General features: G+C 63.6%; 16 protein-coding genes. 6 read left to right on the top strand and 10 right to left on the bottom strand.

Annotated features, from left to right (window positions below; all coding sequences use genetic code 11):
• Positions 1-5: 5 nt before the first annotated feature.
• Together MB901379_RS10600 and fadD11 are read right to left on the bottom strand one after the other, a co-directional pair.
• Positions 6-1,898, bottom strand: a complete 1,893-nt coding sequence (locus tag MB901379_RS10600; RefSeq protein WP_158016662.1) for a lysophospholipid acyltransferase — start codon at positions 1,896-1,898, stop codon at positions 6-8.
• Between the two features lie 14 nt (positions 1,899-1,912).
• The gene (gene fadD11, locus MB901379_RS10595; protein WP_158016661.1) at positions 1,913-3,739 is read right to left on the bottom strand and encodes a fatty acid--CoA ligase FadD11; all 1,827 of its coding nucleotides are present in this window, start codon (positions 3,737-3,739) and stop codon (positions 1,913-1,915) included.
• A gap of 299 nt (positions 3,740-4,038) precedes the next feature.
• On the opposite strand from fadD11, the gene MB901379_RS10590 reads away from it, so the two are divergent.
• Positions 4,039-5,385: an SRPBCC family protein gene (locus tag MB901379_RS10590; protein WP_232022041.1), complete on the top strand. Its 1,347-nt coding sequence runs from the start codon at positions 4,039-4,041 to the stop codon at positions 5,383-5,385.
• Between the two features lie 16 nt (positions 5,386-5,401).
• Here the strand turns inward: MB901379_RS10590 and dnaE are convergent, their stop codons facing one another.
• The 4 genes from dnaE to MB901379_RS10570 all read right to left on the bottom strand — a co-directional run bounded on the left by dnaE (position 5,402) and on the right by MB901379_RS10570 (position 11,418).
• The gene (gene dnaE / locus MB901379_RS10585; protein WP_158016659.1) at positions 5,402-8,935 is read right to left on the bottom strand and encodes a DNA polymerase III subunit alpha; all 3,534 of its coding nucleotides are present in this window, start codon (positions 8,933-8,935) and stop codon (positions 5,402-5,404) included.
• Between the two features lie 78 nt (positions 8,936-9,013).
• The gene (locus tag MB901379_RS10580) at positions 9,014-9,445 is read right to left on the bottom strand and encodes a type II toxin-antitoxin system Rv0910 family toxin (RefSeq protein WP_158016658.1); all 432 of its coding nucleotides are present in this window, start codon (positions 9,443-9,445) and stop codon (positions 9,014-9,016) included.
• Between the two features lie 148 nt (positions 9,446-9,593).
• A complete protein-coding gene (locus tag MB901379_RS10575) occupies positions 9,594-10,397 on the bottom strand; it encodes an SDR family NAD(P)-dependent oxidoreductase (protein ID WP_158016657.1) in 804 nt (267 codons plus the stop codon).
• A 4-nt stretch (positions 10,398-10,401) separates the two neighbouring features.
• Complete coding sequence (locus MB901379_RS10570) at positions 10,402-11,418, bottom strand: SDR family NAD(P)-dependent oxidoreductase (RefSeq protein WP_158016656.1); 1,017 nt, start codon at positions 11,416-11,418, stop codon at positions 10,402-10,404.
• 226 nt (positions 11,419-11,644) lie between these two features.
• On the opposite strand from MB901379_RS10570, the gene MB901379_RS10565 reads away from it, so the two are divergent.
• Entirely contained in the window at positions 11,645-12,055 is a 411-nt protein-coding gene (locus MB901379_RS10565; protein WP_158016655.1) for a group I truncated hemoglobin, read from the top strand.
• A gap of 76 nt (positions 12,056-12,131) precedes the next feature.
• Positions 12,132-12,779 carry a lysozyme inhibitor LprI family protein gene (locus MB901379_RS10560; protein ID WP_158016654.1) on the top strand — a complete coding sequence of 216 codons (648 nt, stop codon included), beginning with the start codon at positions 12,132-12,134 and terminating at the stop codon, positions 12,777-12,779.
• A gap of 40 nt (positions 12,780-12,819) precedes the next feature.
• Here the strand turns inward: MB901379_RS10560 and MB901379_RS10555 are convergent, their stop codons facing one another.
• Entirely contained in the window at positions 12,820-13,746 is a 927-nt protein-coding gene (locus tag MB901379_RS10555) for an RluA family pseudouridine synthase (RefSeq protein ID WP_158016653.1), read from the bottom strand.
• The gene (lspA, locus tag MB901379_RS10550) at positions 13,746-14,336 is read right to left on the bottom strand and encodes a signal peptidase II (protein WP_158016652.1); all 591 of its coding nucleotides are present in this window, start codon (positions 14,334-14,336) and stop codon (positions 13,746-13,748) included. Before lspA ends, MB901379_RS10555 begins: the two co-directional genes overlap by 1 nt.
• 57 nt (positions 14,337-14,393) lie before the next feature.
• Between lspA and MB901379_RS10545 the strand changes: the two genes are divergently transcribed.
• A complete protein-coding gene (locus MB901379_RS10545; protein WP_158019089.1) occupies positions 14,394-15,359 on the top strand; it encodes an asparaginase in 966 nt (321 codons plus the stop codon).
• Here the strand turns inward: MB901379_RS10545 and MB901379_RS10540 are convergent.
• A complete protein-coding gene (locus MB901379_RS10540) occupies positions 15,324-16,733 on the bottom strand; it encodes a DNA polymerase IV (RefSeq protein WP_456319944.1) in 1,410 nt (469 codons plus the stop codon). The genes MB901379_RS10545 and MB901379_RS10540 overlap by 36 nt on opposite strands.
• A gap of 53 nt (positions 16,734-16,786) precedes the next feature.
• On the opposite strand from MB901379_RS10540, the gene MB901379_RS10535 reads away from it, so the two are divergent.
• Entirely contained in the window at positions 16,787-17,359 is a 573-nt protein-coding gene (locus MB901379_RS10535) for a class I SAM-dependent methyltransferase (RefSeq protein ID WP_174237009.1), read from the top strand.
• 126 nt (positions 17,360-17,485) lie between these two features.
• Here MB901379_RS10535 and ileS read toward each other — a convergent pair whose 3' ends face one another.
• Positions 17,486-20,653, bottom strand: coding sequence for an isoleucine--tRNA ligase (ileS, locus tag MB901379_RS10530; RefSeq protein WP_158016651.1), 3,168 nt, complete (start codon positions 20,651-20,653; stop codon positions 17,486-17,488).
• Positions 20,654-21,355: 702 nt separating this feature from the next.
• Between ileS and MB901379_RS10525 the strand changes: the two genes are divergently transcribed.
• Positions 21,356-22,864 (top strand): condensation domain-containing protein, encoded by a 1,509-nt coding sequence (locus tag MB901379_RS10525; RefSeq protein ID WP_158016650.1) that lies wholly within the window; start codon positions 21,356-21,358, stop codon positions 22,862-22,864.
• Positions 22,865-22,906: the final 42 nt, after the last annotated feature.

The following is a 22,906-nucleotide window of genomic DNA, read 5'->3' as shown; positions in this document are numbered from 1 at the left end:
ATCGTTCACCGCGTTCTAGCCATCTCGGCAATCGCGTTCACCCGCCGTATCGCCGTCGCGATCTCCTCGGCGAACTGGCGTCGGCGTTGGAAGATCTCTTCGTCATGGGAACCGTCCACCAACTCACGATGGCGGGCCAGCCTGAGCGCGGTCTTGAAAAGCTCCATCGACCGCGATTCCGCGTTGGCGATTCTGCGCTGCAGTTCCCACTGCTTGCCAACGTCAAGGCACTCGGCCAGGAAGGTCTCTTCGTCGAAGGACTCATCCTCGTGAGCCGCCAGCCGGTCGGCAACGATGTGATAGGCGTCCAGGTACGGACGCAGCACCAAATGCGCCAGCAACAGATCGGCGGATTCCAACAGCTGCACGACATCGGCAGCGTTGATTGACTTGGTGACGTCTTCCACCGGCCCAATCAGGCGCACCTCGTCGGCCAGGTCCTTCTCGAATTGGGCGCGTCCGGAGAACAGAAACTCGAACTTCAGCAATTCACGCAGACTGAGCGCCTCATCACGCACGGTCGCGGGCGCGACCGAACCTGCTGCGGACGGCCCCGAGGGCGCCGAGGTGGCAGAGACCTCGGTGGCCGCCAACAGCGCCATCTCGGCAATAGCGCGGTCGACGAGAATGTGGATCGCAGTGTTGCGGTAGAACGCGGCGACGAGGTGCTGATCCTCGCCGATCCCCCAAACCGCCTCGGTGCCGGCGTCATAGACACGGACCACTCCCGAAGCAACCATCTGGTGCAGCGTCCAGCGGATCGTCGAACGATTGGTCAGATCCGCCGCCCCAGCCACCGCCCAGTTCCGGGCCGCGATATAACTCGCCAGGGGGCGCACCGTGGCCAGTACCTCTGTGATCGACAACGACCGATCCGCCCCCAGTAAGGCAAGGCTGACCACAGCGGTGGGAGTAACCGGTGTGGCACGGTTGATCCGGTGTTCCACGTCCAGGGCGATGCGTTCGATTTCGGTGCCGGTCCCGGACTCGTCGGCGCGCAACTCCTCAAGTCGCTTACGTAACGGCAACGGTTCACCGAAGTCGAGGTACGCGCGGCCGAGTCGCTCACCCTGCTGGCGGGCGAGTCGGATCAGAAACCAAAGGTCTTCGGGGCGCTTTACTGCGCCGTAGGCCTCAGTGGTCATCGCCTCCACCTCGTGCAACTGGTCGTACACAATGGAGGTCGGCACCAAATACACTTCCGGACCGTCGATTTCATCGACCGCGTCAGTGATGTATCGCAGGATCCCGAAAACCGGAGGCCGTAGCTTGCCGGTCCGGGTCCGTCCCCCTTCGATCGACCAGGTTAGGTTTGCGTGGTTTTGCACCAGCTGTGCGGTGTAAGCACGCAGCACGTACCGGTAGACGGGGATGTCCTTGGTCTGGCGCCGGATAAAGATCGCCCCGGTTCGTTTGGCGAACCCGCCCATCGGAAAGAAGTTCAAGTTCGCCCCGCCGAAGGTAAGCGCGGGCGAGAGCCGGTTGGCCAGAATCACCTCCGGCAACAGCATGCCGTCCAGGTAGGACCGATGTGAGAAGGCGAACGCCAAAGTCGCCTTGCGATCCAACTTGCGCAGCTGCGCGATCTGGTCTTCGTCAACCAGCACGTCGTAGGCCCGCATCAGCCAGCGGCTAAAACCACGCCATGCCTCCACCGCCCGCTCGTCCAGACTGGCCGCCATTTCCCGCAAGTAGCCGGCGGCTTCGGCGCGCACACTGTCCGGGTCTCGTCCAAGTTCGTCGGCAACCTTGACTAACCGCTCGTCATACCACCGGGCACCTAACAGCTGGACAACCTCGGTCGAATCGGTCGACAACGGCGTTGTCGATTCATCGATAAAACCGGTGCGCTGCAGCAGCTTTCGCACCCCAATCCGGCCGACCTCTCGTGCAGACATCACCGGTCCTCCTATCACACCGGTTGCGCCGACGTCGCAGCTGCCGGTTCGTGGACGTTGTCTCCCGGCTCGGCCGCGTAGAGCTCATCGATCTCGGCGGCGTATTTCGTCACGATAGGCCGACGCTTGAGCTTCATGGTCAGAGTGATCTCGTCTCCACCGGGCTCCCACAACGTCGGCAAGATGCGGAATCGCTTGACCTGTTCCACCCGCGACAGTTTGGCGTTCCCGGCGGCCACACCGGCGGCGATGCCGGCCACCACCTCCGGGTCCGCCGCCAGGGCCGCGGGCGAGGCATCGGAGAGACCGCGCTGCGCCGCGTACGGACCGACGGAGTCAGCGTCGAAAACCATGAGGGCGGTGTTGTACGGTCGCCCATCACCGATCGCGATCATCACACCCACCATGGGACAGGCGGCCAGAATGGTGTTCTCAATGTTGGCCGGCGACATATTCTTTCCGGCCGCATTGATGATCAGCTCCTTCTTGCGATCGACCACCCGCAGATAGCCGTCGGGGTCGATGTCGAAGATGTCGCCGGTATGCAGCCAGCCATCCTCGTCAATCGCTTCGGCGGTCTTGGCTGGTTCCTTGCGGTAACCCTTCATTACCAGCGGACCGCGGACCAAGTACTCGCCGTCTTCGGCAATCTTGCCTTCCAGCCCAGGAAGCAATTTGCCGACACTGCCCAACCGCGAATCGCGCGGGTGGCTGGCGGTAGCGGCGCAGCTGAGCTCGGACATTCCCCAAATCTCGGCGATCGGAATGCCGATGCCGGCGAAGAACGCCAAGGTTTCCTTGGGAATCGGCGCCGCGCCGGAGAGTGCCCACCGCAGTTCGGCGAAGCCAAGCCTTTCGCGCAGCTTCGACAGCACCAACTCATCGGCCCTGGCCCATTCCGCGGCTACCTCGTCGGACATCGGTTCACCCGCGAGCAGGGTTGCCGCGCGTTTGGCAGCCACCGACATCGCCCACGCCACAGCCTGCCGCTTCATCTCGTCGTTCTCATGGCTGATGGTGAATTCGATTCCGGCCTTAAGCTTTTCCCATACCCGCGGCACCGCTCCCCACACGGTTGGCCGAACATCGGGGAGGGCGGTTACGATCGCGCGTCCGTCAGACACCGCGGTAACCTGAGTGCCAAACATCTCCTGCAGGTAGAGGCCGGTCATCCGATCGGCGATGTGCGCCGACGGCAGGAACGACGTCACCCGGTCGCCGAAATGGATCCCCAGCACTTCGTCGATGGCGTATCCCTCGAACAATAGGTTCGTGTGGGTCATCTCCACGCCCTTGGGATTACCCGTGGTGCCGGAGGTGTAGATGAGTGTGACGATGTCATCGGGCTGCACCGCATGCCAGGTTGACTCGAAGTCGAAATCCGCCGGTGCGGCGGCGTACAAATCGCGTACCGAGATCGTCCCTTCCGGTGAACCGTCAATGCACACGATATGTTCAATGGGCGCGCCGCTGGCACGGACGCGGTCGACATACTGCTCCTCGCAGATCACCACCTTTGTGCCCGCGTTGTCGAACACGTAGGTCAGCTGCTCGGCCGGCAACGTGTTGTAAACCGAAAACGAGGTGGCGCCAACGTGTTGCGTGCCCACTTCGAGCGGGTAGAACTCGACCCGGTTCGCCATCATCAGCGAAACCGTATCGCCGCGGCATACTCCCAAACCCGACAATCCCGCGGCCACCTGCCGCACCTGCTGCGCATACTCCGCCCACGTCAGCGCCGTGGTGCCGCCGGGTACCCGCAGCGCAACAGCGTCCGGATCGATCGCGGCGGTGCGCTGGAATGCCTCGCACAGGGTGGTCGGACGCTCGGTTGTGGTCATTTCCCGTCTCCTTCGCACCGATCAGCTTCCCCCAACGTCACAGTGGTGAGCGTACGTCCGCGTCACCAGGGGTGGAATACGTCGACCTAATTCGGTGCGGCCGGGCAGCGGCTGGGTCTAGCTCCCGTCATGGCCAACGTCGTCTCGCGACAGCACGGTCCTCGATCGTCGACCAACCCGCAAACGGCGGCGGCGTCGATATCGGCATCAGACCCGTCCTGCACATCGGCGACACCGCGAACGTGAATCTGCCCGGTTATGATGCCGGCTCGAGCTTCCGATCGACGAAGGGAAACCGCGTGCCCACCGTGTGGACCGTTGAGGAGCATCCACACTGCGGTGTGCAGGCGACGGTGCTGACCGTCGAGGACGGGGGGCGGTTCCGGGTGACTCGGATCGGTGCGGGCCATGGCGTGCCGGTGGTCCTGATCCCGGGGACGTTCGACAACCGGCGGTTATATCTGTGGCCGGGCGGTGGCGGCCTGGCCGAGATGCTGGCCGCCGCCGGCTTCGACGCATGGATTGTCGAACGGCGCGGGACAGGCGGGGTTGCCCTGAGTGCCCAGACCCGCGCCGGGTGGGCGGAGATGGTCAGGGTCGATTTGCCCGCAGCCCAACGGCTGATCAACGCCGAAACCGGCCGATCCGCATTCTGGATCGGCCATTCGTTCGGCGGGGCCGCGCTGGCCCGCGCCGCTGCCGAGACGCTACAGGCGTCCCAGGTCGAGGGATTGGTGCTGGTCAACGCGGCACTCGATATCCCGCTGCTGGCCAATCGGATGGTTGTCGCCGCCGTGACGGCCCGCCTGTGGGGTGGTGTGTTCCCGGCGCGGCGCTTTCGCCTCGGCCCCGAGGACGAGCCGGTCGCCGCCCTCGAAGACGCGGTGTTGTGGGGCGCGACCGAACGCGCCCAAGGCCAGATCGCGGCCAAACTCAACACACTCGACGTGCCGATACTGGCACTTACCTCGCCCCGGGACGCCATCGCCCCGGCGACCCGCTGCCACCGGCTGGCTAGGTCATTCGCCGGCTCCGACCGGCGTATTCAATCGGCCGCGCGCCGGCACGGGTTCGCCCGTAACCACAGCCATGAATCTCCCCTACTACATCCAGGCGCGGCGGCAGACGTCTTTGCCTTCGTGCGTGACTGGCTCACCGCTCGAAGCGGTGCGACCCGGCCGGCAAGTACCGACACCGCGGCGCCGACCGGCCGGCATCGGATCGATTGCACCGCCGAGCTGGACGCGTCGCCCGAGCACGTGTTCCACGTCCTCACCCGCCAGTGGGCAACTCTTTGGCCGGTGCGTCAGCGCCGGGTCCGTGATGGCGTGCACCCCGACGAGCCCGACGGCCTGCGTTCGGTCCGCGCCCAGCGGGTGCTGGGGATTTGGCCAATCCAGGAAGAGATCGTCACCCATTCGTCGCCCACGCTGATCGAATACCGCACCGTTCGCGGGCCGGTCCGTAATCACCATGGCCGGGTTGAACTCACACCGGTCTCCACCGGTCGCACCCGCCTGGACTACCTGATGACGTTCGATACCCCGCCCTGGATGCCTGGCCGCCTGTTGGTCGTCGCCCTCGAGAGGGTCTGGCGTCAGTGGAGCCTGCCCCGGTTGCGGCAGCAGATGACCCCGACGAGATGACACCGGCCATGAGACGCTAGCCGCCCAAGCACCCCGGCCCGAGCAACTCTTTGAGGTCCCCCATCAATGCCGGTGACGGTGTCACCCGCAGTGACTGGTCGAGCTCCAGCGTGGTGATGCGGTCCCCACTAATCAGCCGCAGATGCACCTGCGACGTCCCAGGGTGGCGCGCCAGCACTTGCTTGAGCGCGGTGACCTTGTCGATGGTGCACTGCCGGGTGGGTAGGCTGACGGCCAGCGGCCGATCCACCTGTGCGTTGGAAAAATCCGGTACGACAAGTTCGTTGGCGATCAGTGTGGTGCGGTCATCGCGGACGGCAACCTTGGCGTTGACTAGCACCACGGCGTCATCGGCGATGTCCGCTCCGAAAGCCGAATACGTGTGCGGAAAGAACATTACTTCGATTCCGCCGGTGAGATCTTCCAATTGGGCAGAAGCCCAAGGCATTCCGTTCTTGTTGACCCTTCGGTTGACGGACGCCAGGATGCCGCCCACGCGCACCTGACTGTCGTTGGGGACATCACCGTCCAGGATCGCCGGGATAGCGGTATCGACCTGGGCAGCCAACAGGTGCGCGACCCCGTTGAGCGGATGCCCGGATACGTACAACCCCAGCATCTCCCGTTCTAGAGCGAGCTTGTGCTTGTCTTCCCACTCGTCATCGGGGACCCGGATAGCGAACACTGCATCGGTGCCGACATCACTGCCACCGAACAGGTCAAATTGTCCCATCGCTTCGGCCTTCTTGGTACCCAGCACGGAGTCGACGGCGTCGGTGTGCACCAAGAAGAGGCCCTTGCGGGCGTGCCCCAGTGAGTCAAATGCGCCCGCTTTGATCAACGACTCGGTGACTTTCTTGTTGCATACCGAAATGTCGATCTTGTCCAGATAGTCCGAGAAGTCGGTGAATTTACCTTTGTTGCTGCGGGTTTGGATCAGTGATCCAACGACGTTGGCGCCGACATTGCGCACCGCACCCAAGCCATACCGGATGTCGTTGCCCACCGACGCGAAGTTCAGACCGGACTCGTTGACGTCGGGGGGCAACACGGTGATGCCCAACTTGCGACAGTCGGCCAGATACACCGCCGCCTTGTCCTTGTCATCGCCGACCGAGGTCAACAGACCGGCCATGTACTCACCTGGATAGTTGGCCTTGAGATATGCGGTCCAGTAGGAGACCAGCCCATAGCCGGCCGCGTGCGACTTGTTGAACGCGTAGTCGGCGAACGGCAGGATGGTGTCCCACAGCGCCTTGATGGCACCGGCAGAGAATCCGTTGGCCTTCATTCCGTCCGAGAAGCCTTCGTACTCCTTGTCCAGCACGTCGCGTTGCTTCTTGCCCATGGCCTTGCGCAAGATGTCGGCTCGGGCCAGCGAGTAGCCGGCCACCTTCTGCGCAATTCGCATGATCTGCTCTTGGTAGACAATCAGACCGTAGGTCTCGGCCAGGATTTCTTCGAGCGGCTCGGCCAGCTCCGGATGGATCGGCTTGATCGCTTGGCGACCGTTCTTGCGATCCGCGTAGTCGTTGTGTGCGTTTTGTCCCATTGGGCCGGGGCGATACAGGGCCAGCACGGCGACGATGTCTTCGAAGCCGGTGGGCTGCATGCGGCGCAGCAAGTCGCGCATCGGCCCGCCATCAAGTTGGAACACCCCAAGCGTGTCACCACGGCCCAGCAGCTCGTAGGTGGGCTTGTCTTCCAGCGGTACAGACTCGAGGTTGAGGTCAACTCCCCGGTTGGCCTTGATGTTGTCGATCGCGTCGCCGATGATCGTCAGATTCCGCAGGCCGAGGAAATCCATCTTCAGCAACCCGATGGCCTCGCACGAGGGGTAATCCCAGCCGGTAATGATGGCCCCGTCCTGCGGCCTCTTCCATAATGGGATGGCCTCAGTCAGCGGCTCGCTGCTCATGATCACCGCACACGCGTGCACCCCGGCGTTGCGAATCAAGCCTTCCAAACCCAGCGCGGTCTGGTAGATGGTGCGGACATCTGGATCGGTCTCGATCAGGCCACGGACCTCGGCCGCTTCTTTGTACCGCTCATGTGCGGGGTCGGTGATGCCGGCCAGTGGAATATCTTTGGCCATGATCGCCGGCGGTAGCGCCTTGGTGATCCGGTCAGCGATCGCAAAACCCGGTTGCCCGTAGTGGATTCGTGCCGAGTCCTTCAGCGCCGCTTTGGTCTTAATCGTGCCGAAGGTGATGACCTGCGCGACCCGGTCGTGACCCCATTTCTCGGCGGCGTACCGCACCATCTCGCCGCGACGACGGTCGTCGAAGTCGATGTCGATGTCGGGCATCGACGTGCGCTCCGGATTGAGGAACCGCTCGAACAGCAGACCGTGCGGAATCGGGTCGATGTCGGTGATGCCCAGGGCATAGGCGACGAGTGAGCCGGCGGCGGAACCCCGACCGGGGCCCACCCGAATACCCACCGACTTCGCATAGCTGATCAGGTCGGCGACGATGAGAAAGTAGGAGGGGAAACCCTTAGCACAGATGACATCGATTTCATACGCCGCCCGCGTCGTGTAATTCTGCGGCGGGCCTTCGGGGAACCGACGACTTAGCCCGGCGTCTACCTCGTGGCGCAGCCAGGAAGCCGGGTCGTGTCCCTCGGGCACCGGGAAAATCGGCATTCTGTCCCGAGGCGTCCACACCTCGGCGTAGGACTGCACGCGCTCGGCGATAAGCAATGTGGAATCGCACGCACCCGGCACCTCGTCGTCCCAGAGCTGCCGCATTTCGGCGGCCGACTTGAGGTAGTAGCCGTCGCCGTCGAACTTGAAGCGATTCGGGTCCGACAAGGTCTTGCCGGTCTGTACACACAACAGCGCCTCGTGGTTGTGGGCCGCGTCGCGGGTGACGTAATGGCAGTCGTTGGTCGCTAGCGGCGGAATGTTGAGCGTCCGGCCAATGTGTAGCAACCCCTCACGGACCCGCCGTTCGATAGTCAGCCCGTGGTCCATCAGCTCCAGGAAGTAGTTGTCGGCGCCGACGATCTCGCGCCACCTCGCCGCCGCTTCCAATGCCTCGCGGTCCTGGCCCAGGCGCAGGCGGGTCTGCACCTCACCCGAGGGACAGCCAGTGGTGATGATGATGCCTTCAGCGTGCTCGGCGATGAGTTCGGCATCCATGCGTGACCACTTGCTCAGCTGGCCCTCGAAAGATGCCAGCGATGACAGCGTGAACAGATTACGTAGGCCCGTCGCGTTCTCGGCCATCATGGTCAGGTGGGTGTAGGAGCCGCTGCCCGAGATGTCGTCGGACTTCTGGCTGGGGTCACCCCAGAAGATCCGCCGGGTGTCGAACCGTGAACCTGGCGCGACGTATGCCTCAACCCCGATGATCGGCTTGATGCCTGCTCGCGTCACCGAGTTGTAGAACTCGCTGGCGCCGAACATGTTTCCGTGGTCGGTCATCCCGATCGCGGGCATCTGGAGCCGCTCGACCTCGGCGAGCATCGGGGTGATCTTCGCGGCACCGTCCAACATCGAGTACTCGGTGTGATTATGCAGGTGCACGAAGGAGGACTGGTTCATAGGGACGCCAGTCTATGACCGAGGACCGACGTCGTTCGGGCGTGTCGCAAAGTGTGTCTTACCGGCTCCTCACAGCCGCTACGCGTACAGCTGAACGAACTGCTTCAACGACTGCTCCACATCGCCCTTGACGGCACGAGCCGCCGCCGAACCCAGCGGACCGAACAACGCCCGCCCGGACAATTCGAGGCGCAAACCGAGCACTGAACCGTCCCCCGTGGCCCGTACGGTGAGCGCGACACCGTAGTTGGTTCCGCCCTTACCCGAGCCAGACATGGCGACTTCGTGCGGCGGGTCCCACGTGGTCACCGTCCAGGTCACCCGGTTGCGCATCCCTTTGGCACGTGCCACGCCGACGATTTCGACACCTTCGCCCAGCTCGTCCGGCAGCTCGCTGCGCCATCCCTCGTGGATCACGAGCCAATCGCCCAACGCCGACAAATCCGACACGTGATCCCACGTTTCCTGCGGAGTCATCGGGACCTCAGCGGTCATCTCAACGGAAGCCATCGAATGAGCCTAGCCGCCGCGATGATGCCGGCGGGCGCGCCTTCAGCAAAGTCAGCGCGGTTGGCGACTGTCTCATCCACCACATCCGTCCCAGCCCAGTAGGCGCCGCTGACCCAAGGACCCTGTGCCGAGCGCGACCGGGGTGCGCCTAGTGACTGGGTCCGCCGCGCAGCCGATTGCCGATCCGGATCGCGGGAAGCAGCAGGCTACGAGGGGCAAACCTGCCGCCGGTGCTGACGAACTTGGGTACCACGCCGGGCACCACGGTGCGCCTCCCGGACAGCATCCCGGCGATGGCCGCCTCGGCAACATCATGCGGTGAGACCTGCGCAAGGGGGATGCTGAACCGCTCAGCACTGGCGATCTCGGCCCACTCGGTGGGTACCGGGCCGGGGCACAACGCGGTGACCGAGACACCCGTTCCGTGCAGCTCCTCGTGGACGGCCTCGGAGAATGTCAGCACGAAGGCCTTGGTCGCCGAATACACGGCCATGAAGGGAATCGGCTGGAAGCCAGCGATCGATGCGATGTTGAGCACCGCACCGGCCCCGCGCTGAACCATGCCGGGCAGGACCGCGCGGGTGAGTTCCATCAGCGCCAAGGCATTGAGGGTTACCTGCTCGCTTTCGCGTTCAAAAGGCAACTCGTAGAACCGGCCGCTGGTGCCAAAGCCCGCGCTGTTGCACAGACCTGCGATCTCACCGGTACGAAGCCGATCGGCAAGCTCCGCTCGGGCTTGCACATCGGCGAGATCCAGCGGCAGGACCTCAACCCCGACCGAGAACTCGCTGCGTACGTCCTGGGCCAGTTCCTCAAGTCGCTCTCGACGACGTGCCACCAGCACCAGGGGAAAGCCGCGACCGGCGAGGCCGCGGGCCAATTCGACACCGATGCCCGAAGATGCACCGGTGATAACAACAGCTGCCTGCTTGTTCGGTTTGGGAAGGCTCATAACGTCACCAATGTATTCCTCTGGTCGCTTGCACAAACGTTTCACTTCGCTTGTCGAGATCTGATGTGTCAGTTTGGGATTGGCCGCCCTTGGCCGCGGCGGAGTCGGCGAACATGCTGAACGCGCGATTACGTACCCGATCCATCACCGCCGGATTGACGGCGTCGGCCACCGCCGCGAATTGCCCAAACGGTGAGCTGGCTCGGCGCGGCCGGTGCACAATCGCGTCGGTGATGACGCCCGCGGCCTGTTCGGGCGTCAGCGTCGGGAATTTGTCGTACATCGTGGTCGGGCTGATCATCGGGGTCCGCACCAACGCCATGTGCACGGTGGTGAATCGCACGTTGTCGTTCACCGTCTCGGCCTGCAGCGCGTCACAGAGGCTGTCCAGCGCAGCCTTGCTGGCGATATAGGCGCCAAAGCGCGGAGCGCGCGTCTGTACGCCCACCGAGGACACGTTGATGATGTGGCCAAAGCCACGTTCGCGCATCCCGGGAATGAACTTGAGGATGAGCTGGACGGCGCCGAGATAGTTCAGCTGCATGGTCCGCTGATAGTCATGAATCCGGTCGTAGGACAACTCCAGCGAGCGCCGAATCGATCGGCCCGCGTTGTTGATCAGAATGTCCACGCGGCCCAGATCGGCGAGCACCTGGTCGGCCATCGCGGCGATGGCGTCCATGTCGGACAGATCGCATGGATAGACGTGGGCGGTCCCACCGCTGGCACGGACGTCGTCGGCAACCTTCTCCAAGTTCTCCCGGGTCCGCGCAACCAGCACGACCGCGCCCCCCGATTCAGCGATCTTCTTCGCCGCCGCCTCGCCAATGCCCGACGACCCGCCGGTGATCAGGACGGTTCTGCCGTCGACCGCATCCCCGAGTTTGCGGCCTTGCACCGCATCAAGCAGGTTCCTCAGATAGAAAGGCCGATATCGGCCCGCCGAGTTCGGAGTATTGACGATGTTGGACACCGCCGCCAAGGGCTTTTCGACAAGATTCGTTAGATCACCAAGATTCATCGGTTGTCGCTCCTGAGGGCGGTGTGGTTGGTGTGACACAGGTCATAAGGCCAACCTAGGACATACATCCTCGAATAGATACGGGTGGGTCCACCCAGGCCGGGACGCGGGTCCGCCGGCACCCTGGAAAATGCCCGCCCACACAGCAATGTACTTGTTACGTAAGGCAATCCGACTGTGACTACGCGCTAATCCATGCGCAACTGAGCAATGTTGCCCTTGCCCGATGAAACTCCTGTCACGCCTAGGCAAACGCGCGCCGGTCAGCATCTACGACAAGATCGGCGGGTATGAGGCCATCGAAGCCGTCGTCGAGGACTTCTACGTCCGAGTGCTTGCCGACGATGAACTGTCCGGCTTCTTCACCGGGACGAAGATGAACCGTCTCAAGGGCAAACAAGCCGAGTTTTTTGCGGCCGCCCTCGGCGGGCCGGAACCCTACACCGGCGCCCCCATGAAGCAGGTGCATCAGGGACGCGGCATCACGATGCACCATTTCAGCCTGGTCGCCGGTCACCTAGGCGACGCGCTGACCGGGGCTGGGGTGCCATCGGAGACGGTCACCGAGATCCTCAAGCTGATCGCGCCGCTGGCCGCCGACATCGTATCCGGCGAGACCAGCACCGCTGAAGCGTGAACGCGGCGGTACCAATTTCGTGTTTGATGGGCGTGTCGCACGTTGGTATCCAGCAAGCACCCGGTAGGCAGCACATGTGAGACGAATCGCCATCATCGGGGCAATGCTGATCTTGAGCGCGTGCGGCTCGACATCGACGCAGCCGCACGCCAGCTCACCGGCGCCCAGCCCGGCCATCGGCACCACGACCTCGAACTCGTCCGCAACCGCTGGGACGTCCCCCGAGTGCGGTAAGCCTGCCGGCGAGATCCAACAGCTGGTGTGCCAAGACCCCCAATTGTCCGCGCTCGACCAGCGGCTCCAAGTCGCCTACCGGCAAGCACTTGACCGTCCCGGCGCCGACAAGGCAGCGCTGCAAGCGGCGCAGAACGGCTGGGCCACCACCCGCGATCAATGCGTGCAAAACACCGACACGCGCACCTGCCTCACGCAGGCCTTCCAAACCCGGCTGGTCCAGTTGGCCCTCGCGGATCCGGCTACGCCCGCACCGCCGGTCGTCACCTACCGGTGCCCACCCGAGAACGGGCCGCTGACCGCGCAGTTCTACAACGAGCTGGACCCGCAAACAGCCGTGCTGACCTGGAAAGGCGACCCGTACATCCTGTTCGTGCAACCGTCCGGCAGCGGCGCCCGATATGGGCGGCAGGGCATCGAGTACTGGGAACACCAGGGCGAAGTGCGACTCGATTTCAACGGCACCCAGTTTGTCTGCACCACGGCATGAGACGCTGAGCTCACGTCGCGCGAGCTCGGCACCTATCCGCTCATCCCTCGGCTCTTAGCACGTCTAAAGCATGTTGCAGGTCCGCCGGGTATGGGCTGACGATCTCCACCCGCCGTCCGTCCGCCGGATGCGCGAACGCGAGAGAACGCGCATGAAGCCATTGGCGTTCCAGACCAAGCCTTTTCGCCAGTTTTGGGTCGGCTCCATAGACCAAGTCGCCACAGCACGGGTGCCGCAGGGCGGCGAAGTGCACCCGAATCTGGTGGGTACGCCCGGTTTCCAGATGCACGTCGAGCAGGCTTGCTGCCACGAAAGCTTCCACGGTGTCGTAGTGGGTGAGGCTGTGTCGGCCAGTCTTGGTAACCGCGAATTTCCATTCGGGGCCGGGGTGTCGGCCGATCGGTGCGTCGATCGTCCCGCTGGACGGATCCGGATGTCCCTGCACCAGGGCGTGATAGCGCTTGTCGACAGTGCGTTGTTTGAACGCCCGTTTGAGCACCGTATATGCGCGTTCGGAGAGTGCCACCACCATCACCCCGGAGGTCCCGACGTCGAGACGATGCACAATGCCCTGCCGCTCATGCACACCGGACGTGGTGATGCGGTAGCCGGCGGCCGCCAACCCACCCAGCACCGTAGGCCCGGTCCAGCCCACCGACGCGTGCGCGGCCACCGCGGCCGGCTTGTCCACGGCGACGATGTCGTCATCGGCGTAAAGAACCGTCATGCCCTCGATCTCGACGGGCGTGTTCTCCAGCGGCGCCGGCGCCTCGGGGAGCTGAACCTGGAGCCAGGCCCCCGAGATCAGACGGTCGGATTTGCCCGCCGGCACACCGTCCAGTTCGACCCCGCCTTCTTCGGCGATGGCCGCGGCAGCGCTGCGCGACAGTCCCAACAACCGCGCCAGTCCGGCGTCAACACGCATGCCCGCCAAGCCCTCCGGGATCGGCATCGAGCGATCGGCCATTAGTGCTGGTCGACCTTGCGCCGCCCCACAGTGTCAAAGTCGTAGCCGAAAATTGACAGGACCACAAGCAGGATCGCACCACCGACCACCGACGGGTCGGCGACATTGAAGACCGGCCACCAACCGACCGACAGGAAATCGACGACGTGCCCGCGCAGCGGCCCGGGCGCCCGGAAGAAGCGATCGACCAGGTTCCCCATGGCCCCGCCCAGAATCATCCCCAGCCCCAGCGCCCACCACGGCGAGACCAGCCGGCGTCCCATCCAGAAAATGCCGCCGACTACGCCCGTTGCGATCAGGGTCAACACCCAGGTGTAACCGGTCGCCATCGAGAACGCGGCGCCAGAATTACGCACCAATGTCCATGTCACCGTGTCGCCGATGATCGAGACCGGCTGGCCTGGTGGCAGCAGTTTGACCGCGAGCACCTTGGTCACAACGTCCAGTGCCAGCACAACAGCGGCCACCGATAGCAACAGCCGCAGCCGCCTCGGCGCTGGCTGCGGCGCGGAGTCCGCAGGTTCCCCGGCAACCTTGGCATCCCCCGCGGTGGTCACTGAATCGGCTGATCCTGTTGGTTCGTCAAACACTCCCCCATCATCCCCTAGTTCGTTACCGGCACCCACATGCGGATGGCGAAGCCACCGATGCGGGATGATCCCACCATGGGCCGCCTAACTGTCATCACCACCGGAGGCACGATCGCGACCACCGTCGGCGCGGACGGAGTGCGCCGGCCCTGCCGAACCGGAGCGGAGCTGACCGCTGCCGTCAGCAACGGGCTCGACGTTGATGTCGTCGATTTGATGGCAGTGGACAGCTCGCAGCTAACCCCGCCCGATTGGGATCGCATCCGCGCAGCCCTGCAAGCCGAGATCGATCGGGGCGCCGAAGGCCCCGACGGTGTTGTGATCACACACGGCACTGACACTCTCGAAGAGACAGCCCTGTGGCTCGAGCTCACCTATGACGGCAGCACCCCGGTGGTGTTGACCGGGGCCATGCACAGCGGGGATGCCCCCGACGCTGACGGACCGGGTAACCTCCGCGACGCACTGACTCTGGCGGCCGATCCGGCCGCCCGAGATTGCGGCGTGCTGGTGTGCTTTGCCGGCCGAGTCTTGCAACCGCTAGGCCTGCGCAAGGTGGCCACCAATGACCTGAGCGGCTTCGCCGGCGAACTGATCGGCACGATCTCGGACACGGTGACGATGCGGCTACCGAAATCGCGGCCGTACCTGGGCAGCGTTCTTGCGGCCGGGGCGCCCCAAGTCGACATCGTCACCGCATATCCGGGAAGTGCCACCGTGGCGCTGGACGCCTGTGTGGCGGCCGGCGCACGGGCGGTCGTATTGGAAGCGTTGGGTTCGGGCAACGCAGGCCCCGCGGTAATCGACGGAGTAGCCCGCCATTGTGCGGACGGGGTGGTGATCGCCGTCTCCACTAGGGTCGCCGGCGCGCGTGTCGGCGCCGGCTACGGTCCCGGGCACGACCTGGTGGCCGCCGGCGCGGTGATGGTGCCACGGCTGGCACCACCCCAAGCGCGCGTCCTGCTGATGGCCGCGCTGGCGGCCGGCCTACCGGTTCCCGAGGTGATCAGCCGCTGGGGCTGAGATCTCAGGCTCGTCGATCCGCAGTTGGCCGAGGTAGTCGGGCCAGTCGAGGCTGTCGGCCGGGTTGGCAAGGCAGATGTCGTCGCTATCAATGGGGAACGTCCGCGCCGGGCCCGGCCCAGTAGCACGAGTTTCGAACCGAACGGTGACCACGCCGTGTCCGGCACCCTGCACCCAGCCGTGGCCAAGTTCGCGGTGGGCCACATCGTCGCCGATCCGCCATCCCGCGCCGTCCTGTCCAGTGCGCACCGCGAGGCGCGAGCCAGGGTAAGCGTGCTGGGCTTCCTCCGACATTTCCGCTGACAGCTCCAAGTCTGGAAACAGCGACTCCTGCCGCACCTCGCTGAGCCCGGAAAATCCCACGCCGAGAAGGCGAATTGGACCTATCTGGAGCGGGTCCAGCAGCAATCGTCGCGCCACCGCGATCAATGCACCCGCCTCGGTGGTCGCGTAGGGCATCGTGGCCGAGCGGGTCAACGTGGTCATGTCGGCCTTCTTCAGCTTCACCGTGACGGTGCGGGCACCGCGACCGTCTCTGAGCAGGCGTTGATGAGCGTGCTCGGCGATCGGATCAATCGAGTCAAGCAGCTGTTCGAGTGTGGTCAAGTCAACGGCAAAGGTCGACTCGGCGCTGATTTGCTTGGCTTCGGCACGCTCGGCGACCGGTCGGTCATCGATACCGCGAGCCAGTCGGTGCAACGCCGGCCCGATGGTCGCACCCAGGATGTTGGCCACCTCGGCATCGGTCAAAGCGGCCAACTGCCCAACCGTTTCAATGCCGAGCCGGTGCAGCTTCTCCTCGGCAACCGGACCGATGCCCCAGAGCCGACGCACCGGTAACCCGCCGAGCAGCAGCTGTTCCTCGTCGCGACGGACCACTCTGATCCCATCGGGTTTGGCCAGACCGGAGGCGATTTTAGCGATTTGCTTGCCCGAACCCGCTCCGACCGATGCGGTCAGGCCGGTCTCGTCACGCACCCGGCGCCGCAAACGCTCGCAGAACGTCTCGACGTCGGCGGCCGAAGCTCCGCCCAGCGCTAGTGGCTCGCCGAATGCCTCGTCGAATGAGAGCTGCTCCACCACAGGAATCAGGCTGCGCACCGTGTCGAAGACTCGGCGGCTGGCTACCCCATAGACCACACCGCGCGGCGGCAACACCACCGCCGTCACCCCGATCAACCGACGGGCCTGATGCATTGGCATGGCCGACCGCGCACCGAAGACCCGCGCCTCATAACTCGCGCCGGCGACCACACCGCGTCCACCCATGCCCCCCACCAGGACTGGTCGGCCCTTCAGAGTCGGTCGGGTGAGTTGTTCGACCGAGGCAAAGAACGCATCCATGTCCAGGTGCAGCACCCAACGGGACTCCACAATCGGCAATGCTATGCGGGCAAGCCAAGCGACCTGGTCTAACGTCGGTGGACATGGCAATGAACCTCGTGCACCGGCTGTGCTGCAACTCCGATCGTTGGGCCAAAGAGGTCCGGGGCCAGGTGTTGCCATGGGTGCTCGCCGACGTCGACTTGGGCGAGAGCACGTTGGAGATCGGACCCGGATACGGCGCATTTCTTCGGGTGCTGGTCGACCAGGCGCCCAACCTCACCGCGATCGAAATCGATACCGCAATGGCGCAGCGACTGCAGGATTTGTACGGAGATCGAGCGCGCATCATCAACGGCGACGGCACCGACACCGCACTGCCCGGCAACGAGTTCAGCTCAGTGGTTTGTTTCACCATGCTGCACCACGTGCCGACCGTGGATTTGCAAGATCGTCTGTTTGCTGAAGCTTTTCGGGTACTGCGTCCGGGAGGTGTCTTCGCCGGCAGCGACGGTGTGCCGTCCCTGGTGTTCAGCATCTTGCATTTCCGCGACACCTGCAATCCGATAGCCCCGGCAACCCTGCCGGATCGACTGCGCACAGCGGGCTTTCACGATGCCGAGGTTGAAGTTCGCGCCGGTAGGCAACGCTGGCGCGCACTCAAACCTGCAGTCTAGGAAGTGGCCGGACGCTCCAACCAACAAGTTTGCTGTACCGTGAGGCCGGTGGATCGCCGACAGATGGCGATGTTGCCTCGAGGCTGCCCGGTGAGCCAATTTGACGCCCGTTGCACCGCGTGAAATTCAGCCTGATCTCGCGATCTCCACGCGCACCCCATCGCCGATGTCGACGCCGCCTTGCAATTCGCCGAGTTCGAAGCTGGTGGCCAGGATTTCGCCGGCGATCAGATCACGGTGGGTCCGGGCCCACTCCACCCGATCGGCGGGCACCGACATCACCACCTGGATGCGGTCGGAGACGTCGAGTCCGGTGGATTTGCGCAGTTCTTGCAATTCGCGGATGCGGTCTTTGGCCCACCCCTCGGCCTCCAATTCCGGAGACACGGTGCCATCCAACACCACCAGACCCGCCCCGCCGGGAAGTGCGGCGGTGAAGTCCGGATCAGCCGCCACCAGCCGCGAGCTGTACTCGTCGGGCTGCAACACGGCCTGGCCCGCTGTCAAGGTGCCATCGGGGTTGATGACACCTTCGCCGGCCTTCACCGCCCTGATCGCCGCTTGGACATCCTTACCAAGCCGTGGCCCGGCCACGCGGGCATTGACCGTGAGCTCGAACCGACCGTAGGCGCCGATCGCATCCGTCAGTTCTACTTGCTTGACGTTAAGTTCATCACCGATTAGGTCCGCAAACGGCGCTAGCCGTTGTGGGTTCTCCACCGCCACAGTAAGTTTCGGCAGGGGAAGGCGTACCCGCAGTTTTTTGGCTTTACGCAGCGAGGACGCCGCCGAGCACACTTCGCGCACCTGGTCCATCGCGGCGACAAGCTCCGCGTCCGCGGGCAGCTCGGTGGCCTGCGGCCAATCCGTCAGATGCACCGAACGCTCACCCGTCAACGCACGCCAGATCAACTCGGTGATCAGCGGAAGCAAAGGCGCAGCCAGCCTCGCGGTGATCTCCAGTACGGTGTGCAGGGTGTCGATGGCGTCGGCATCTTCCTCCCAAAAGCGTGCCCGCGACCTTCGCACGTACCAATTCGTCAACGCCTCGGTGAATTGGCGCAACTGCTCACAAGCCCCGGAGATATCGCAGACCTCCATCGACGCGGTAAAGTCCTCGCGAAGCACCGCCAGCTTCGCCAAGATGTAGCGATCCAGCACATGCGCCGAATCAGTGCGCCAACTACCAACTTTGGGCGCATAGAGCGCCAGGAAACTGTAGGCGTTCCAAAACGGCAGCAACACCTGTCGCACGCCCTCGCGGATGCCCTGCTCGGTGACGATCAGGTTACCGCCGCGCAGGATCGGTGAGGCCATCAGAAACCACCGCATCGCATCGGAGCCGTCACGATGGAACACCTCGGTAACGTCTGGATAGTTGCGTAGCGACTTGCTCATCTTCTGGCCATCGGAACCGAGCACAATTCCATGTGCCACACAGGTTTTGAATGCCGGCCGGTCAAAGAGCGCGGTGGCCAGCACGTGCAGGGTGTAGAACCAGCCGCGAGTCTGCCCGATGTACTCGACGATAAAGTCGCCTGGGTAGTGCGCCTCCCCTTCCCCCGTCGACCCGCCCAGGAACCAGTCCTTGCTCTCGAACGGATAGTGCACTTGCGCGTAGGGCATAGACCCCGAGTCGAACCACACGTCGAGCACGTCGGGAATACGCCGCATTGTGCTTTGTCCGGTGGGGTCGTCGGGGTTGGGGCGAGTGAGCTCGTCGATGTAAGGCCGGTGCAAATTGGTGGGCCGCACGCCAAAGTCGCGCTCCAGCTCATCAAGGCTGCCGTAGACGTCAATGCGAGGGTAGGCAGGGTCGTCGGATTTCCACACCGGGATCGGGGTGCCCCAATAGCGGTTCCGCGAGATCGACCAGTCGCGGGCTCCCTGCAACCATTTACCGAACTGGCCGTCCTTGACGTGGTCGGGATACCAGGTGATCTGTTGATTGAGTTCGACCATGCGGTCTCGGAATTGCGTCACAGTGACAAACCACGACGACACTGCCCGGTATATCAACGGGTTACGACACCGCCAGCAATGTGGGTACGGGTGGTCGTAGGTTTCGTGGCGGATCAATATCGCGCCGTTGTGCGCCGCCGGACCGCTCTGCTTCTTCAGATCACGAATGATCTGCGGATTGGCGTCAAAGACGTGCTGCCCCTGGTAGTCCGGGACCGTCGAATCAAAGCGACCCTTGGAATCGACTGGCGTGACCGGCACAATACCGGCTTTGTCGCTGATCGCCATGTCGTCCTCGCCATAGGCCGGTGCCATATGCACAATTCCGGTGCCGTCGTCGGTGGTGACAAAGTCCGCGGGCAACACCTGAAAAGCGTTGGGTGAGTCAAGGAAATACGGAAACGGCGGCTGGTAGCGGGCACCCAGTAGATCGGCACCCTGGTAGGTGGCGATCACCTCGGGCTCCTCGCCGATCTCGCGAGCATATGCTGGCAGCCGCGCCGCGGCCAGCACGACGCGACGATCCCCCACGCGGACTTGCACGTACGACACGTCCGGGTGAACAGCAACCGCGAGGTTGGACGGCAGCGTCCACGGTGTTGTCGTCCACACCAGCAGATATGCGCCAACCAGCTCGCCTTCCGGCTCGCTCCCGACGACCTTGAACCCCACCGTGATTGCCGGATCTTGCCGGATTTGGTAGACGTCGTCGTCCATTCGTAGTTCGTGGTTGGACAACGGTGTCTCGTCCCGCCAGCAGTACGGCAGTACTCGATAACCCTCGTAGGCCAGGCCCTTGTCCCACAGCTGTTTGAATGCCCAGATCACCGACTCCATGTAGCCGAGATCTAGTGTCTTGTAGTCGTTGTCGAAATCGACCCAGCGAGCCTGACGAGTCACGTAGGCCCGCCATTCATCGGTGTAACGCAACACCGATTCTCGGCAGGCATCGTTGAATGCCGCGATGCCCATCGCCTCAATCTGCGACTTGTCGGTGATGCCCAGTTGCCGTTCGACTTCGAGTTCGGCAGGTAGGCCGTGGGTATCCCAACCGAAGCGCCGTTCCACCTTGTACCCGCGCATGGTGCGATACCGCGGCACAATGTCTTTGACGTAGCCGGTCAGAAGATGGCCGTAGTGCGGCAAGCCGTTGGCGAACGGTGGGCCGTCGTAAAACACGTATTCCGGGGCGCCGTCGCGTTGCTCAATGCTGGCCCGAAAGGTGTCGTCACGGGCCCAATAGTCGAGGACTTGGCCCTCCAACGCGGGAAAATTGGGAGAACCACCACGGTGGTCTGCGCCAAGGCCACCACGCGGGTAAGCGTCAGTCATCAAGTCTCCTGTGCCATAGATCACACGGCACGGGGACGACGACGCGCCACGCACGCGAACGCCGCGGTACCACCCCGCTTGCCGCACCTAGGTACGGCCACTCGCTTTGAGGCTGTAACGGGCCCACCCGTTCGGTTTTACTGGGCTTTTGCCGTTCTTCCGAAGGCTAACCGGTGATAGCCGGATCGATGCCGATGCCGCGATATTACCCGGCCACAGACGCGCGAGCGCCGCGGCCAGCGCACAAACTGCGCCCCTTTACGCCTCTGTTCGATCCCAATGCAGCGAAAACGGAAATCTAACGCCCAACAATCAACTAGGCTCTGCTCAGCGAACGTGAAGAAAAGTTAATACCCGGACGAACGGTCATCACAGCGGCGGTGTTACCACACCGGCGAGAGAATGGTCGTGCCTTCGGGGAGGCACGACCAACTTTATGAGGGGGCATGTGAACACCACATTACCTGGCATACCGAGTGCCGTCACCACTGCGGTCGGTTGGCTAGCTGGGGTGGCCGACTCGTCAGGCATGTCACGGGGGGCGTTGCAACGTCGCATCAGTAGCCCAAGCCGAAGCAACCAAAGCCAAGAGCTGAACACCGATTCAGTGGGGCCCTTACCAGCAACATCACTGTTACAGGTTTCGTGGACCACCGATGGCTCTCCGGTGCACCGCAACCTACTGCGCGACTTGGAGGAAAAATGGTCAGAGTAGGGAAGGTTGAAGCTGGGACAATCAGCGACTGGGATCCTGAGCCCGGCACGCTGGTGTCGTGGCAACCATCGCCTGCGTCGCTGACGAAGGCGGCGCATGCGCCGGTTAGCCCGGTGCCGCCCAGCTATATGCAAGCCCACCACCTGCGCAACTTCCGGTCCTACGCGGGCCGTGGTCTGGAAATGTCGCGACTGCTCATTTCCGCCTGGGACATGCCCGGTCGGTGCGATATCCGCACCATGACGCACGTCATCAATGCCCATCTACGTCGGCACGACACTTACCGGAGCTGGTTCGAGCACACCGAGGGCGATCACTTCGTGCGGCGTACCCTAACCAAGCCCAACGACATTCAGTTCGTTGCCGTTCAACACGGCGAACTGACAACTCAAAGCCAATGGCGAGACCACCTGCTGAGTACCCCAACGCCATTGGACTGGGCATGCTTCCGCTTCTCGATCATTCAGCGAGCAGATCACTTCACGTTCTGCGTCGCCATCGACCATCTCCATTGCGACGCCATGTTCGTCGGTGTCGCTTTCGCCGAGATACACCTGATGTACGCGGCACTCGTCGGGGGCGGAGCACCGTTGCGCCTGGCAGAACCGGGAAGCTATCACGACTACTGCGTGCGGCAGCGCGAGCACATCTCGGGGCTCACCCTGGAGTCCCCGGTCATCCGCAAATGGGCCGAATTCTTCGACAACAATGAAGGATCGCTGCCCGCGTTCCCGTTGCCGCTAGGTGACAAGTCGTCGCCGTGCGAGATGATGGGCGTCAAACTGATGGACGAGCGACAGACCCTCGCCTTCGAATCCGCTTGTATGGCAGCGGGAGCTCGGTTCTGCGGCGGCGTGTTCGCGATCTCCGCCGTGGTCCAGCACGAATTGACCGGTGCCGACAACTACTACGCGATCGTTCCGATCGACATCCGCCGTACCGAGGTGGATTTCATGACAACGGGTTGGTTCACCGGTTTCGTGCCAATCACCGTCCCGACCACGGGAGAGTCTTTCCGCGAAATCGTCCAGGCCGCTCAGGAGTCCTTTGACTCCGGTAGAGACCTAGCCGACGTTCCGTTGGATTGCGTGATGGAGCTCGTGCCCTGGCTGCAGGAAGGTCAGTGGGGAGCCCCGCTGCTGTTCTACCTCGACGCCGGTATTCCGCCGCTTTCCGCAATGGCGAACTCCCACGTTGAGGGCTTGCGTGCGCGGCTCTGCCACGACGGCGGAATGATGGGGCAAATTGACATCCGGGTGAATCGGCTCGAGAAGGAAACCCAACTCACGGTGTTGTTCCCGAACAACCCCGTCGCCCGCGAATCGGTTACCCGCTACGTCGAAGCGCTGAAATCCGCGTTTGTTCGAGTGGCCGAGGGACGCGATGTGATGCCCGCCCGGCACCGCAGCGGAAGTCAGCTGCACCTTGCTTACAGCCGGCGCACCTACGAGCCACCGGCAGCGGTGCCCCCGTTGACCACCTGGCGTACCGGCTAGGCGGACAATCCGGGTTTTATGAACGCTGGACCAGCAACGTCA

Source organism: Mycobacterium basiliense (assembly GCF_900292015.1).
GTDB classification, from domain to species: Bacteria; Actinomycetota; Actinomycetes; order Mycobacteriales; family Mycobacteriaceae; genus Mycobacterium; species Mycobacterium basiliense.
The sequence above is the reverse complement of the archived record's forward strand: the minus strand, read 5'-3'. Positions and strand labels throughout refer to the sequence as shown.